Annotated in this window: 16 protein-coding genes; 10 read left to right on the top strand and 6 right to left on the bottom strand. The window is 69.4% G+C overall.

Annotated elements, in window-relative coordinates; all coding sequences use genetic code 11:
- Nucleotides 1–5: 5 nt before the first annotated feature.
- The gene (locus tag RTL41_RS13910) at nt 6–632 is read left to right on the top strand and encodes a CoA pyrophosphatase (RefSeq protein WP_312165470.1); all 627 of its coding nucleotides are present in this window, start codon (nt 6–8) and stop codon (nt 630–632) included.
- Here the strand turns inward: RTL41_RS13910 and RTL41_RS13905 are convergent, their stop codons facing one another.
- Nucleotides 633–1,208 carry a TetR family transcriptional regulator gene (locus tag RTL41_RS13905; RefSeq protein ID WP_312165469.1) on the bottom strand — a complete coding sequence of 192 codons (576 nt, stop codon included), beginning with the start codon at nt 1,206–1,208 and terminating at the stop codon, nt 633–635. It abuts the gene before it with no gap.
- 40 nt (nt 1,209–1,248) lie between these two features.
- On the bottom strand, nt 1,249–1,722 hold the full coding sequence (locus tag RTL41_RS13900; RefSeq protein ID WP_312165466.1) for a VOC family protein: 474 nt from the start codon (nt 1,720–1,722) through the stop codon (nt 1,249–1,251).
- 208 nt (nt 1,723–1,930) lie between these two features.
- Here RTL41_RS13900 and RTL41_RS13895 point away from each other — a divergent pair, with 208 nt between their 5' ends.
- The 7 genes from RTL41_RS13895 to RTL41_RS13865 all read left to right on the top strand — a co-directional run bounded on the left by RTL41_RS13895 (nt 1,931) and on the right by RTL41_RS13865 (nt 7,802).
- Nucleotides 1,931–3,217, top strand: coding sequence for a cytochrome P450 (locus tag RTL41_RS13895; RefSeq protein ID WP_312165463.1), 1,287 nt, complete (start codon nt 1,931–1,933; stop codon nt 3,215–3,217).
- 4 nt (nt 3,218–3,221) lie between these two features.
- On the top strand, nt 3,222–3,647 hold the full coding sequence (locus tag RTL41_RS13890) for a globin (RefSeq protein ID WP_312165460.1): 426 nt from the start codon (nt 3,222–3,224) through the stop codon (nt 3,645–3,647).
- Nucleotides 3,648–3,741: 94 nt separating this feature from the next.
- Nucleotides 3,742–4,422, top strand: coding sequence for a GNAT family N-acetyltransferase (locus RTL41_RS13885; RefSeq protein ID WP_312165458.1), 681 nt, complete (start codon nt 3,742–3,744; stop codon nt 4,420–4,422).
- 54 nt (nt 4,423–4,476) lie between these two features.
- Nucleotides 4,477–4,788 (top strand): hypothetical protein, encoded by a 312-nt coding sequence (locus RTL41_RS13880; protein ID WP_312165456.1) that lies wholly within the window; start codon nt 4,477–4,479, stop codon nt 4,786–4,788.
- 50 nt (nt 4,789–4,838) lie between these two features.
- Nucleotides 4,839–6,332 (top strand): dipeptidyl-peptidase 3 family protein, encoded by a 1,494-nt coding sequence (locus tag RTL41_RS13875; protein ID WP_312165454.1) that lies wholly within the window; start codon nt 4,839–4,841, stop codon nt 6,330–6,332.
- A 1-nt stretch (nt 6,333) separates the two neighbouring features.
- Entirely contained in the window at nt 6,334–7,365 is a 1,032-nt protein-coding gene (locus tag RTL41_RS13870; RefSeq protein WP_312165452.1) for a mechanosensitive ion channel domain-containing protein, read from the top strand.
- 2 nt (nt 7,366–7,367) lie between these two features.
- A complete protein-coding gene (locus RTL41_RS13865; RefSeq protein ID WP_312165449.1) occupies nt 7,368–7,802 on the top strand; it encodes a DUF488 domain-containing protein in 435 nt (144 codons plus the stop codon).
- Nucleotides 7,803–7,807: 5 nt separating this feature from the next.
- Here RTL41_RS13865 and RTL41_RS13860 read toward each other — a convergent pair whose 3' ends face one another.
- Together RTL41_RS13860 and RTL41_RS13855 are read right to left on the bottom strand one after the other, a co-directional pair.
- Nucleotides 7,808–8,023, bottom strand: coding sequence for a hypothetical protein (locus tag RTL41_RS13860; protein ID WP_312165447.1), 216 nt, complete (start codon nt 8,021–8,023; stop codon nt 7,808–7,810).
- A gap of 106 nt (nt 8,024–8,129) precedes the next feature.
- On the bottom strand, nt 8,130–9,245 hold the full coding sequence (locus tag RTL41_RS13855) for a beta-ketoacyl-ACP synthase III (protein WP_312165444.1): 1,116 nt from the start codon (nt 9,243–9,245) through the stop codon (nt 8,130–8,132).
- Between the two features lie 226 nt (nt 9,246–9,471).
- On the opposite strand from RTL41_RS13855, the gene RTL41_RS13850 reads away from it, so the two are divergent.
- Nucleotides 9,472–10,005, top strand: coding sequence for a porin family protein (locus RTL41_RS13850; RefSeq protein ID WP_312165441.1), 534 nt, complete (start codon nt 9,472–9,474; stop codon nt 10,003–10,005).
- 82 nt (nt 10,006–10,087) lie between these two features.
- Here RTL41_RS13850 and RTL41_RS13845 read toward each other — a convergent pair whose 3' ends face one another.
- Together RTL41_RS13845 and RTL41_RS13840 are read right to left on the bottom strand one after the other, a co-directional pair.
- The gene (locus tag RTL41_RS13845) at nt 10,088–10,306 is read right to left on the bottom strand and encodes a hypothetical protein (RefSeq protein WP_312165438.1); all 219 of its coding nucleotides are present in this window, start codon (nt 10,304–10,306) and stop codon (nt 10,088–10,090) included.
- Nucleotides 10,307–10,562: 256 nt separating this feature from the next.
- On the bottom strand, nt 10,563–11,255 hold the full coding sequence (locus RTL41_RS13840) for a hypothetical protein (RefSeq protein WP_312165436.1): 693 nt from the start codon (nt 11,253–11,255) through the stop codon (nt 10,563–10,565).
- Between the two features lie 155 nt (nt 11,256–11,410).
- Between RTL41_RS13840 and RTL41_RS13835 the strand changes: the two genes are divergently transcribed.
- Nucleotides 11,411–12,070 (top strand): DedA family protein, encoded by a 660-nt coding sequence (locus tag RTL41_RS13835; protein ID WP_312165433.1) that lies wholly within the window; start codon nt 11,411–11,413, stop codon nt 12,068–12,070.
- Nucleotides 12,071–12,111 lie beyond the last annotated feature (41 nt).

Below are 12,111 nucleotides of genomic sequence, written 5' to 3'. Positions count from 1 at the left end.
CCGCCATGAACTATCCGTTTTCCCCGATGTTCCGGGCGGAACTGGCCGCCCGGTGCCAGGCCTTCCCGCGCATCGCCTATGACGGCCCGCGGCTGAAGCACGCCGCGGTGGCCATCACCCTGGTCGACGCCGGCGACGGCTCGGGGGAAACGGCGTTCCTGTTGACCCGGCGTTCGGCCCGGTTGCGGGCCCATGCCGGCCAGTGGGCGCTGCCCGGCGGCCGCTGCGACGAGGGCGAGACCCTGCAGCAGGCCGCCCTGCGCGAGCTGCACGAGGAGCTGGGCCTGCTGCTGCCGCCGCAGAACGTCCTGGGGGTGCTGGACGACTACGCCAGCCGCTCCGGCTACGCCATCGCCCCGGTCGTCGCCTGGCTGGACGACGCCGACGCCCTGCGGCCGAACCCGGTCGAGGTGGCGTCGGTCCACCGCATCCGCCTGGACCAGATCGCGCGGGAGGAGGCGGTGCGGTTCGAGACGATCCCCGAGAGCGAGCGGCCGCTGATCCGCCTCAACATCGGCGACCACGACATCCACGCGCCGACCGCGGCCCTGGTCTACCAGCTTCGGGAAGTGGTGGCCGGGCGCGTCACCCGGGTGGCCGATCTCGACCAGCCGGTGTTCGCCTGGCGCTGATCAGGCGGCGATCAGCGCCGAGAAGACCGCGCTCACCCGCTCGATGAAGACCTCGCGCTCGCGCCCCTCCAGGGCCTCGCCCCGGATCAGCCGCTCGACCAGGAAGCCGATATAGACCCCGGCCAGCACCCGCGCGCGGACGTCGGCCTCGGCCCCGCCGAGCCAGTTGCGGATCGGGCCGAGCAGGCGCTCCTGCACCAGCACGTTCAGGAAGGGCGCCGTCGTCGGCGAGGTGGCCGCCCGCAGCAGGAACTGGAACCGGTGGGTCTTGGCCTCGTCGGCGTGAGGCGTCCCCGCCAGCATGGTGGCGATCTCGACCGCGAAGGTCGCGCGGTCCCACTCGGCCACGTCGTTGGCCCGGAACGAGGCCTTCAGCGCCTCGACGAACAGGGCGTCCTTGCCGCCGAAATAGCGTTTGACCAGCGCCACGTCCGCGCCGGCTTCCCCGGCGATGTCGCGCAGGGTGCAGTCGTATCCCGTCAGCGCGAACTGCTTCTTCGCCGCCTCCAGGATGGCCGCGCGGGTGGCTTCGGCGTCACGCCTGCGCGGGCCTGGGCGAACGAACGTCTCTGTCATCCCGGCATCTGTACACCAAGCTCGTGCGACGGTCAGGCCCTCAGCCCCGCCGCGCCGCCTCGATCGCCGCGACGTCGATCTTGTGCATGGTCATCATGGCGTCGAAGGCGCGCCTGGCCTCCGCGCCGCCGGCCGCCATCGCCTCGGTCAGCACCCGCGGCGTGATCTGCCAGGAGATCCCCCAGCGGTCCTTGCACCAGCCGCAGGCGCTCTCCTGGCCGCCGTTGCCGACGATCGCGTTCCAGTAGCGGTCGGTCTCCTCCTGGTCGTCGGTGGCGATCTGGAACGAGAAGGCTTCGTCGTGCGTGAAGGCCGGGCCGCCGTTCAGGCCGATGCAGGAAACCCCCGCGACCGTGAACTCGACCGTCAGCACGTCGCCCTCCTGGCCGGAGGGGTAGTCGCCGGGCGCGCGGCGCACCGCGGTCACGGCGCTGTCGGGAAAGACCTCGGCATAGAACCGGGCGGCAGCCTCCGCGTCCCTGTCGAACCAGAGGCAGATCGTGTTCTTTTGCATCGGGCGCTCCTCTCCTTTGACGCTCGCTCGGCGTCCGACCTTAACGCCGTCGGCCGCCCGGCGTTCGATGAATCCGAATGCTAAGTCAATCGCCGTTGACATGCGCCGGGAGTGCGCTCAACCTCCCAGGCAAGTCCGACGATACGGAGCCGGCAATCGCGCTGCCGGGCGACGGAAAAATGGCGGGCCACGAGTTGGGAAGGAAGCCATGAACATCTCCGCGAAAATCCAGGCCGCCGACGCAGCCGCCGAAATCGCCGCCATCCCGCTGGAGCAGCTCAACCCCGCCAAGGTGTCGCGCTTCTACGACGACACCATCTGGCCGGTGTTCGAGCGCCTGCGCCGCGAAGACCCCGTCCATTTCACGCCCGACAGCGAGTACGGCCCCTATTGGTCGATCACCAAGTGGAACGACATCATGGCGGTCGACACCGACCATGAGGCGTTCTCCTCGGCCGAGGGGATCACCCTGATCAACCAGGTGGCCCTGGCCGAGCAGGAAAAGGTCATGGGCGCCCGCCGCCGCGGCGGCGCCGGCTTCATCACCATGGACGAGCCCCAGCACGGCCCGGCCCGCAAGGCGGTGAGCCCGACGGTCGCCCCCTCGAACCTGCACAACATGGCCCCGCTGGTGCGCGAACGCGCCGGCCAGATCCTCGACTCCCTGCCGATCGGCAAGGAGTTCGACTGGGTCGACCTGGTGTCCAAGGAACTGACGGCCATGACCCTGGCCACCCTGTTCGACTTCCCGTTCGAGGACCGCCGCAAGCTGACCTACTGGTCCGACATGGTCACCAACCAGCCCGGCCACGGGCCGGTGAAGAGCTGGGAGCACAAGGGCCAGGCGATGATGGAATGCTTCGGCGCATTCCAGGAGCTCTGGAACCAGCGCGTCAACGCCGAGCCGGCCGGCGACCTGATCTCGATGCTGGCGCACAATCCCGCGACCCGGGACATGCCGCTGGAGACCTACCAGGGCAACGTCATCCTGCTGATCGTCGGCGGCAACGACACCACCCGCAACACCATCTCCAGCAGCGTCTACTCGCTGAACAAGAACCCCGACCAGTACGCCAAGCTGCGCGCCGATCCGGGCCTGGTGCTGTCGATGGTGTCGGAGACCATCCGCTGGCAGACGCCGCTGGCGCACATGGCCCGCGTCGCGACCCGCGACGTCGAGCTGCACGGCAAGACCATCAGGAAGGGCGACCGCGTCGCCATGTGGTACATCTCCGGCAACCGCGACGAGGAGGTCGTCGAGCGCCCCAACGAGTTCATCATCGACCGCGAGCGGCCGCGCCAGCACATGTCCTTCGGCTTCGGCGTCCACCGCTGCGTCGGCAACCGCGTCGCCGAGATGCAGCTCACCATCATCTGGGAAGAGATCCTCAAGCGCTTCCCGGAGATCAAGGTGGTGGGCGAGCCGACCCTCAACTGGTCGGCCTTCGTGCACGGCTTCGAGACCCTGCCGGTGGTCATTCCGCACCGGAACTAGGGCGATGCCGACCGATCCCGTCGACGCCGAAGCGATCGAGAAGAGCCTGGAGATCGCCGCCGAGCGGGGCGGGGACCTGACCGATGTCGTCTATGCGCGCCTCTTCGAGCGCCAGCCGCAGATGAAGCCGCTGTTCTGGCGCGACGCCGACAACGCCATCAAGGGCGAGATGCTGATGCGGGCGTTCGAGGCCATCCTCGACTTCATCCGCGCCCGCGAGTTCGCCGACCACCTGGTCAGGACCGAGGTCGTGAACCACGCGGGCTACGACGTGCCGCCGGAGGTGTTCGCCACCTTCTTCGGGCTCATCGCCGAGGTGGTCGAGGAGACCTGCGGCCCCGAATGGTCGCCCGCCATGGCCGCCGCCTGGCGCCGCACCCTGGCCGACCTCGACCGCTACGTCGCCGGCCCCGCAGCGCTCGTCCACTAGCGACGGCTTTTCCTCCCCTGCGAAGCGGGGGAAGGGGGGAGGGCGACGGAAGCCATCCCTGTCGCCTCGGCGCGGCGCGCGCTAAGGGAGGGCCATGTCGCATCCCCTCGATCGCCCGGTCTGGTCGGCCCTGGCCGGCCGGCAGTCCGCCCTTCGCCTGCAGCACGGCGCGGCCGTGCGGTTCTCTCCCGAGTACGGCCTGTTCGCCGCCGCGCCGGACGCCTCCGCCGCCAGTCTCGCGGACCTCGCCGCCCTGGTCCGCGCCCACGGCGACGTGGCCCTGGTCGAGCCTGACGAACCGCCGCCGATCGAGGGCCTGGCCGTGCGCAGCCGCGCGCTCTGCTGGCAGATGGTGGCCGAGACCCCGAACCCGGTCGGCGAGCCGGCCTTCGACTTCGCCCCGCTGAGCGAGGAAGACGCGCCCCGGATGCTCGAACTGGCGAGGCTGACCGCGCCGGGGCCGTTCTTCGAGCGCACCCACGAACTCGGCCGCTTCGTCGGGGTGAAGGTGGCCGGCCAGCTCGTCGCCATGGCCGGCGAGCGGATGCAGCCGCCGGGCTTCACCGAGGTCAGCGGCGTCTGCACCCACCCCGATCACCGCGGCCGCGGCTACGCCGCCGGGCTGATGCTGGTGGTGGCGGCGCGGATTCGCGCGCGCGGCGAGGTTCCGTTCCTGCATTCCTACGCCCACAACACCGGCGCCATCGCCCTCTACCAGGCGCTGGGCTTCGAGTTCCGCCGCGAGCTGGTGATGACGACCCTGACGCACCGCTAGCCGCAGGGGCGCTCCTGGGGTTAGGCTCGCACCGATCGACCAAGGGAGAGACACATGGCGTTCGAACTGCGGACCCGCCGGGACCCCGTCGCCCTCGCCGGCGCCCCCGTGCGCCGGCCGCGCCGCCAGACGTCGGTCTTCGTCGCGCCGCGCGCCACGCCGGCCGGCGCGGTCGGCCTGGGCGCCATGGGCAGCCTGGCGCTCGGGGCCATCGCCTTCGGCGCCTTCGCGGTCGGGGTGCTGGCGATCGGCAAGCTGGCCATCGGCCGCGTCGCGGTCGGGCGCGCGCGGATCAAGCGCCTGGAGATCGACGAACTCACCGTGCGGCGCCTGACCGTCCTCGACGACGGGGAGCCGCATAGATAGGTTCCGGCAAACGCCGCCTTCCGGCGGCTTCTCGGAGCTAAATCATTCACATGCGTAGGTTCGTTGCGCCGCTGATCGCGGCCCTTTGCCTGCCCGCGGCCGCCATGGCCGCCGCCCCCGACGCCCATGACGGGCTGGCCCGCATCGAGATGCAGGTCGAAACCGGCTTCCTGAGCGGCCAGGAGCGCCAGGTGGTCAATCTGCTGATCCAGGCCGCCGACGAGATGACCGCCATCTATCGCCGCCAGGCGGCGGGCGAGGGGCCGGGCCACGGCTTCTATCCGGCCGGCCTGACCAAGGCCGAGCTGGACGCCTATATCGCCGCCCACCCGGACCAGAAGGCCGCGCTGATGGACGGCTACACGGTGGTCCGGCGCCAGGGCGAGCGGCTGGTCACCGTGCCCTACAATGTCGAGTACAAGGCCGAGCTAGACCGGGCCGCGGCGCTGCTCGACAAGGCCGCCGCCGTCACCTCCAACCCCAGCCTGAAGACATTCCTGACGCTCAGGGCCAAGGCCTTCCGCACCAACGACTATTTCGAATCCGAGATGGCCTGGATGGACCTGGCGGGGACCCCGATCGAGGTGGCGATCGGCCCCTATGAGACCTATACCGACGAGCTCTACGGTCAGAAGACCGCCTTCGAAGCCTTTGTAACCCTTAAGGATCCTGAGGAGAGCAGCGCCCTCGACAAATACAAGGGGTATCTGCGGGCCATGGAGGAAAACCTGCCGGTCGCGGACTCCTACAAGAACTTCGCGCGCGGGGGTGAATCGCCCATCGCCGTGGCCGAGCAGGTGAGGGGCGGCGGCGACAACACCGTGGGCCCCCAGACCATCGCGTTCAACCTGCCCAACGACGAGCGGGTGCGCGAGGCCAAGGGCGCCAAGAAGGTCGTGCTCTCCAACGTGCTGGGCGCGAAATACGAGCGGATCCTGAAACCCATGGGCGACCGCGTGCTCGTCGCCGACCAGGCCGCCCTGGTCAGCAAGAAGTACATGACCCTCGAGACCCTGTTCCACGAGCTTTCGCACAGCCTGGGCCCGGGCTCGATCACCGTGGACGGCCGCGCCACCACCGTCTCGGCCGAGCTCAAGGAGATCGCCGGCACCGCCGAGGAGGCCAAGGCCGATGTCATGGGCGCCTACAACATCCTCTTCATGATGGACAAGGGCGAGCTGCCGAAAGCCGAGCGGTCTCAACTGTTCGCCAGCTACACCGCCGGCGTCTTCCGCGCCGTCCGCTTCGGCGCCGGCGAGGCCCACGGCCGCGGCGCCGCCCTCCAGTACGGCTACCTGAAGTCCAAGGGCGCCCTGGTCTGGGATCCCGCCGCCCAGCGCTTCCGGGTCGACGACCAGGCCATGCAGGCTGGCCTCACCAGCCTGCTCGCCGAGCTGATCAAGCTGCAGGGCGATGGCGACTATGCCGGCATGAACGCGTTCTTCGATCGCTACGCCAAGCTGGACGCCGAGGCCGAGGCCGTGATCGCCACGCTCAAGGACATCCCCGTGGACATCGCGCCCGTCTATCCCGACAGGATCTGACATGGACCGCGAGATCGCCGCCGACCTGCAATCCTTCCTGGCCTTCGAGCTTGTCCGCCTGGGCAAGAGCTCGATCACCGTGGGCGGCCTGGCGGCGGCGATCTTCATCATCTTCGCCTCGGTGATCGCCGGCCGCCTGGCCGCCGGCGCGATCCGCCGGATCCGCGGCCGCGTCGACACCGGGGCGGCCCCCTCGATCTACATCTTCGAGAAGCTCAGCACCTACGGCCTGGTCATCTTCGGGGTGATCGCCGCCTTCTCGACCCTGGGCCTCGACCTCTCGTCCTTCACCCTCTTCGCCGGCGCGCTGGGCGTGGGCCTGGGGTTCGGCATGCAGGGGATCGTCAAGGAGTTCATCTCCGGCCTGATCCTGCTGTTCGACAAGCTGGTCCGCATCGGCGACTACATCGAGCTGCAGACCGGCGAGCGCGGGGTCGTGGCCGAGATCGGGCCGCGCGCGACGCGGATCCGCAACAACGACGACCTCGACGTCCTGATCCCGAACTCGCGCCTGATCGAGGCGCCGGTCACCAACTGGACCCACCAGAACGGCGCCCGGCGCATGCACATCCCCTTCCGCGTCGCCTATGGCGTGGACAAGGAAGCGGTGCGCGAGGCGGTGCTGCGCGCGGCCCATGCGGTGCCGTTCACCATGAAGGACACCTCGGTCCGCAAGACCCAGGTCTGGCTGATCGGCTTCGGCGAAAGCGGGCTGTCCTTCGAGCTGGTCGTCTGGCCGGCCCTGGAGGCGGTCAAGCGTCCCAACGCCACCCACGCCGCCTATACCTGGGCGATCGAGGAGGCGCTGCGCGCCGGCGGCTTCGAGATCCCGCTGGCCCAGCGCGAGCTGCGCGTCCGCTCGGTCTTCGGCGAGGAGGGCCAGGACGCATTGCAGACTCTGGGGCTCGCCGGCCACCCGGGCGGCGAACGGCCGGGCCTGGCCCGGGCCAGCACCAACGACGCGGCCGAGGACCTGGCCCGCGGCGCCGAGCAGGACGCCGCCGAACAGGCCAGCCGGCCCAGGAGCCGCTGATCATGAAGCCGCTCGCCACCATTGGCTACGAGGCCAGCACCCAGGACGCGGTGATCGCCCGCCTCAAAGCGGCCGGGGTGGAGCTGCTGGTGGACGTCCGGGCGATCGCCGCCTCCCGCCGGGCCGGCTTCTCCAAGACCGTGCTGGCCGCCAGCCTCGCCGAGGCCGGGATCGGCTATGTCCACCTGCGCCAGCTCGGCACGCCCAAGCCGGGCCGGGAGGCGGCGCGCAAAGGGCGCATCGCCGAGATGACCGCCATCTTCGAGGAGCACCTCGCCGAGCCGGCCGCCCAGTTGGAGCTCGCCGCGGCCAAGGAACTCGCCGGAGAACGGAAGGTGGCGCTGCTCTGCTTCGAGGCCGACCATCGCGGCTGTCACCGCAAGATCCTGGCCGAGCGCATCTGCGAGGATCTCGGCTGCTCGATCGAGCACCTCTGAGCTGGTCAGCCCAGCCCGCGCAGCCTGTTCAGGACCGGCGTGATCTTGTCCCAGTAGGGACGCGCGCATTCGCCATGCCAGGGACCGCTAAGTCCGCGCGAACCGTCGGGGTCCTCGCGGAAATGCATCCTGGTGGTCGGCTCGCCCTCACGGATCGGTAGCTGACATTTGGGGCACCAACGACCACGCGGATCGCCGCCCGGGACGTCGTCGTAAGCCATCACGCACTCCCCCGAAGATACTGAGCCTGGAGCTTAGCCTTCGGATTCTCCGGGGGCGACGCGTCACGGCGACGCGCTGGCGCTTGCGAACTTCGGAAGCGGGAGGCTAGCGCTTGCGGACGAACACGGTCCCGGCCGAGTAGCCGGCGCCGAACGAGCAGATCAGCCCGGTCTCCCCGGCCGCGAAGTCGTCATTGGCCTTGTGGAACGCGATGATCGAGCCGGCCGACGAGGTGTTGGCGTACTCGTCGAGGATGATCACGTTCTCGCCGGGCGCGGGCTCGCGGCCCAGCACGCGCTTGCCGATCAATTCGTTCATGTTGATGTTGGCCTGGTGCAGCCACAGGCGCTTGAGCGAGGCCGGGTCGACGCCGAGGTCGCCGGCATGGGCGACGATCATCTCCGAGACCATCGGCACCACTTCGCGGAACACCTTGCGGCCTTCCTGGACGAAAAGCTTGTCGGGCGCGCCCACGCCTTCCGGCGCCGCGCGGTTGAGGAAGCCGAAGTTGTTGCGGATGTTGTTGGAGAACTGGGTCTTCAGCCGCGTGCCCAGGATGTCCCAGCCGCCCGTCGCGTCCTCGGCGCGTTCCACGATCACCGCGGTCGCCACGTCGCCGAAGATGAAGTGGCTGTCGCGATCGCGGAAGTTCAGGTGGCCCGAGCAGACCTCCGGATTGACCATCAGCACCGCCTTGGCCGAGCCCGAGGCGATGAAGTCGGCCGCGGTCTTGATGCCGAAGGTCGCCGACGAGCAGGCCACGTTCATGTCGAAGGCGAAGCCTTCGATGCCCAGCGCCTGCTGCACCTCGATGGCCATGGCCGGATAGGCGCGCTGCATGTTGGAGGCGGCGCAGATCACCGCGCCGATCTGCGAAGGGTCCTTGCCCCAGCGCTCGATCGCCTGCCTGGCGGCCTCGACCGCGATCTCCGCCAGCACGGAAATCTGGTCGTTCGGGCGCTCGGGAATGATCGGACGCATCAGGTCGGGATCGACCAGGCCGTTCTTGTCGATCACGAAGCGCGACTTGATGCCCGAGGCCTTCTCGATGAACTCGGCCGAGGAGGGGGTGAGGGCCGCGACTTCGCCGGCCTCGATGGCGGCGGCGTTGGCGGCGTTGAACCGCTCGACATAGGCGTTGAAGGTCTCGACCAGCTCGGCGTTCGAGAGGCTGTGCGGCGGGGTGTAGAGGCCCGTGGCCGCGATCACGGCTTGATGCAAAACGCTGTCTCCGACGACCGCTCCTCTGGTCCGGAATCCGCCCGGGGGAGCTTTGGGCGACAGTGATAGCACGTTCGCCTACCGCGTCAGCCGGTCATGTGGCCGCGAGGCAACAGACATAATTCGTCTTCTGATTGTCCCCCCAGGGACCCTTTCTCGCCCCGTTTGAGGACGACCTAGCCCGTGTGGCTGGGGATCGCCACGCCTTAGTACGGAGTACAAGACTATGAATAAGAACATTTCTCTCATCGCCGCTGTCGCCGCCGCCGCCATGGTTCCCGCCCTCGCCAGCGCTCAATCGAGCGGTGTGACGGGCTACGGCTCGCTGGGCTACAGCCATCACAGCATGGACGATGTCGACGTCGGCGCGATCCAGGGCCGCCTGGGCGCGCGCTTCAATCCCTATCTCGGCGTCGAGGGCGAGCTCGGCTTCGGCGTGAAGAAGGACGACGTCGGCGTCGCCGGCGTTGACGCCAAGGTCGAGCTGCAGAACTCGGCCGCCATCTACGGCGTCGGCTTCCTGCCGGTGGCGCCCAACGCCGACCTCTACGCCCGCGTGGGCTACGGCAAGTCGGAAGTGAAGGTCTCGGCGCCCGGCGTCGTCGCCAAGGGCGACGGCAATAGCTGGAACTACGGCGTCGGCGGCCAGTACTTCTTCGACGACAACAACGGCGTGCGGGCCGACTACACCCGTCACGACTTCGAGGACGACGCCGGCGAAGCCGACGTGTGGTCGCTGGGCTACGTGCGCAAGTTCTGACGCGCGGGCCTGACCAAAAGAGAAGGGCCGCCTCCGCGGGGAGGCGGCCCTTTTTCCATGGCCGGTGCGGCGCGCGCCGCCGCTATGCGGCCGCGCCGTGCACGAAGCGGCCGGCCAGGTCGCCGTTGCGCAGGAAGATGCTCACCTCGGCGGCGCTGCCCGCGCGGGCGTAGCGGTCGGCGAGGGCGCGGGCCGCGGCCTCGGCCCGTCCGCCGGCCTCGAAGACCAGCTCGTTGTCGAAGGCTTCGGAACGAACGACCCAACCGTCACCGGCGGGCGCGACAAGAATCTGCAGAGCCATGGCTGAGCTCCTTTTTACTCTACTGACTTTCGGAGGTTCGTGACGCCCCCTTCTGGGGTTTCACGATCGAGCATGCGGACGGCCATCGCATGGCGCCCGCGGGGCGAGGTCAGGCCGGCATTCGGCCCTGTTTAAGATGACATCGACACATGTGCGTCGCTCGCTGGCTCTTCCGTTATGCCAGCACAGATAGGGCCGGCGCGGCGTTTCGCCACCCCAGAAACCCGGAAAATTGCGTGAAGTTTCTCTGACAGTCTCAGGCCCCGGGCCCCACCCGCCGTGGTCCGGAGAGGATCGCCCCGCTCGTGAAGTCCTGCAGGTAGACCTCCATCACCGTCTCGCGCGGCTCGTCGTCCTCGCGATGCGCCTTGGGCGCCAGTTTCGAGGCCCGCCAGCGCAGCACGTCGAACTGCAGCCTTGCCACCTTCACGTCCGTTTCCCGGGCGTCCTGGGCGATCGCCCAGGCGAGATCGGCCAGCATCTCGGCCTGCATCCGCCGCGCCTGGCGATACATGCGGGCGAAATCGTCATGGCTGCGCAGCCACTCATAGACGGTGCCGGTCACCGGCATGTCGGCCTGGGCGCAGACCTCCAGCAGGCTCATGCCGCTGGCCAGCCGGCGACAGATTTCCTCGCCGACCTCGCTGCGATAGGCGTCCGGCCGCGCCCAGGGGCGCCCGCGCTTCCAGGCCCGCTCGGCGCGGCCGGCGCGATGGGCGTCGCGCCGGCTCGCCTGGGCGGCCGCCTGCGCCCGCCGCAAGGCCATGCCGAACTCCGGGCGCACCGCGGCCCAGCGGTGCACCGTCGCCGCGCCGGGCATGTCGCGCGGCTTGCAGATCGCCCGCAGGCTTTCGCCGGCCTCGACCCGCGCGCAGATCTGCGCGGCGATCGTTTCGCAGAAGGGGATTGGCGCGCGCGGGCGGGTGTCGTCGTCAGCCGTCTCGTCCATCGGATCAGCCTATCAGACGCTTGAGAACAAACAAAGAACATTTATCGATCGTGCGACGGACTGATGCGCCTGGGACACAGGTGGAAAAACTCGGGGCCCGAGTTGACGCAGGCCCTCGCGCGCGAGGGTGGGCAGGCCCATATCGGGGTCCTCCCATGGAAGCGTTCATTCAGAGTCTCGCAGAGTTCATAGCCCGCCACGCTGCGTGGGCTGGACTGGTGCTGGGCGTCGTCACGCTTCTGGAATCGCTGGTCCTGATCGGCGCCTTCATTCCCGCCACGGCGTTGATGGTCGTGGCCGGCGGCCTGATCGCGGCCGGGGTGCTCGATCCCCTGCAGGTGGTGCTCTGGTGCGTCGCCGGCGCGATCGTCGGCGATGCGGTCTCGTTCGAGCTCGGCCGCCGGCTCGGCCCGCGGGCGCTGCGTCACCCGATGTTCCGCGGTCATCGCCGCAAGGTCGCCCGCACCCGGCTGTTCAACCGCCGCTATGGCTCGGCCTCGATCTTCATCGGCCGGTTCTTCGGCCCGCTGCGCGCCTTCGTGCCGCTGGTCGCCGGGCTGCTGCAGATGCGCCGGCGCACCTTCCAGGTGGCCAACGCCCTGTCCGCCGCGGTCTGGGTGCTGGCGATCCTCGCGCCCGGCTACTTCGCCGCCAAGGGCCTGGCCGAGCTGGAGGCGCTGGGCGAGGCGCACCTGCTCACCATCGGCGCCATCACCGTGACCGGGCTGGTGATCATCGGCGTCGTCGCGCGCGAGATCCTGCGCCGCCGCGCCGCCCCGCCGCGGCCCGTCGTCCTGGCGGAGCCTCGCTCCTAGGCAGGCTGTGACTTGACGGTCCACGCTGCGGGGCCGACCCT

Origin of the sequence: Phenylobacterium sp., from assembly GCF_031984885.1 — a bacterium.
Lineage (GTDB): Bacteria > Pseudomonadota > Alphaproteobacteria > Caulobacterales > Caulobacteraceae > Phenylobacterium.
This window is presented reverse-complemented; position numbering and strand designations above follow the sequence as displayed.

Excerpts from the sequence above, each read along its gene's own strand:
- RTL41_RS13845 (WP_312165438.1), bottom strand. The coding sequence starts at position 10,306 with ATGGCTCTGCAGATTCTTGTCGCGCCCGCCGGTGACGGTTGGGTCGTT.
- RTL41_RS13890 (WP_312165460.1), top strand. The coding sequence starts at position 3,222 with ATGCCGACCGATCCCGTCGACGCCGAAGCGATCGAGAAGAGCCTGGAG.
- RTL41_RS13870 (WP_312165452.1), top strand. The coding sequence starts at position 6,334 with ATGGACCGCGAGATCGCCGCCGACCTGCAATCCTTCCTGGCCTTCGAG.
- RTL41_RS13835 (WP_312165433.1), top strand. The coding sequence starts at position 11,411 with ATGGAAGCGTTCATTCAGAGTCTCGCAGAGTTCATAGCCCGCCACGCT.
- RTL41_RS13885 (WP_312165458.1), top strand. The coding sequence starts at position 3,742 with ATGTCGCATCCCCTCGATCGCCCGGTCTGGTCGGCCCTGGCCGGCCGG.
- RTL41_RS13910 (WP_312165470.1), top strand. The coding sequence starts at position 6 with ATGAACTATCCGTTTTCCCCGATGTTCCGGGCGGAACTGGCCGCCCGG.
- RTL41_RS13865 (WP_312165449.1), top strand. The coding sequence starts at position 7,368 with ATGAAGCCGCTCGCCACCATTGGCTACGAGGCCAGCACCCAGGACGCG.
- RTL41_RS13840 (WP_312165436.1), bottom strand. The coding sequence starts at position 11,255 with ATGGACGAGACGGCTGACGACGACACCCGCCCGCGCGCGCCAATCCCC.
- RTL41_RS13875 (WP_312165454.1), top strand. The coding sequence starts at position 4,839 with ATGCGTAGGTTCGTTGCGCCGCTGATCGCGGCCCTTTGCCTGCCCGCG.
- RTL41_RS13900 (WP_312165466.1), bottom strand. The coding sequence starts at position 1,722 with ATGCAAAAGAACACGATCTGCCTCTGGTTCGACAGGGACGCGGAGGCT.
- RTL41_RS13880 (WP_312165456.1), top strand. The coding sequence starts at position 4,477 with ATGGCGTTCGAACTGCGGACCCGCCGGGACCCCGTCGCCCTCGCCGGC.
- RTL41_RS13895 (WP_312165463.1), top strand. The coding sequence starts at position 1,931 with ATGAACATCTCCGCGAAAATCCAGGCCGCCGACGCAGCCGCCGAAATC.
- RTL41_RS13850 (WP_312165441.1), top strand. The coding sequence starts at position 9,472 with ATGAATAAGAACATTTCTCTCATCGCCGCTGTCGCCGCCGCCGCCATG.
- RTL41_RS13860 (WP_312165447.1), bottom strand. The coding sequence starts at position 8,023 with ATGGCTTACGACGACGTCCCGGGCGGCGATCCGCGTGGTCGTTGGTGC.
- RTL41_RS13905 (WP_312165469.1), bottom strand. The coding sequence starts at position 1,208 with ATGACAGAGACGTTCGTTCGCCCAGGCCCGCGCAGGCGTGACGCCGAA.